The sequence below is a fragment of the Bartonella sp. AA86SXKL genome (assembly GCF_042196885.1).
The window spans coordinates 1-734 of record NZ_JBHIRE010000307.1 but is presented as its reverse complement, the minus strand read 5'-3'; the positions used below and the strand labels follow the sequence as shown (position 1 = coordinate 734).

2 protein-coding genes are annotated in these 734 nt (G+C 42.1%); both read left to right on the top strand.

Annotation, left to right across the window (positions count from 1 at the left end; all coding sequences use genetic code 11):
• The coding region (locus tag ACFIO5_RS11710; RefSeq protein WP_522729889.1) for an ATP synthase beta subunit C-terminal domain-containing protein at nt 1-313 on the top strand (313 nt) is incomplete at its 5' end.
• Between the two features lie 73 nt (nt 314-386).
• A partial coding sequence (locus ACFIO5_RS11705; protein ID WP_375705504.1) for a F0F1 ATP synthase subunit delta/epsilon occupies nt 387-734 on the top strand: 348 nt, incomplete at its 3' end.

Sequence of the window (734 nt, the reverse complement as noted above, 5' to 3'; positions counted from 1 at the left end):
CATTTTGCAACGTTATAGGTCATTGCAGGATATTATTGCTATTCTTGGAATGGATGAACTTTCTGAAGATGATAAGTTACTGGTAGGGCGTGCCCGTAAAATTGAACGTTTCCTTTCCCAACCTTTCCATGTTGCTGAAGCCTTTACCGGTTCACCTGGAAAATTGGTGCCTTTAGAAGAGACAATCAAAGGCTTTAAGGGTCTTTGCGCTGGTGAGTATGATAATTTGCCAGAAGCGGCTTTTTATATGGTCGGTTCGATTGATGAAGCAGTTGAAAAAGGAAAGCGTCTTATTGCAGAAGTTTCTTCATAAAAGAAAATCTGTAATGAATGTTTTTTGTAGAGAGGATAGTAAGTCCTCATAATTGAGCCTCGTGGAGATTTTTGTGGAAAACAATAGAGTAAACCATTTTTTGTTTGAACTTGTGTCTCCTGAAAAACCTGTGTTTTCAGAGCAAGTAGTGTCTGTTGTTCTTCCTTCAGCTTCAGGTGCTTTGACAGTGATGGCGAATCATGCGCCTTTGGTGGCGAGCATTGTGTTGGGCAGTATGTACGTTCTTACCTCTTCAGGGGAAAAGCTGCTTGCTGTTTGCGGGGGCGTTGCAAATATTACCTCTTCGGGGTGGTCTGTTTTGGTGGAGCGTGTTGTTGTTGTTCAACATCTTTCTTTTCATGATTTGGAACAGCGGATTTTGCGGGTGCGAGCAACGTTAGAAGGAGATTCAAATGATGGG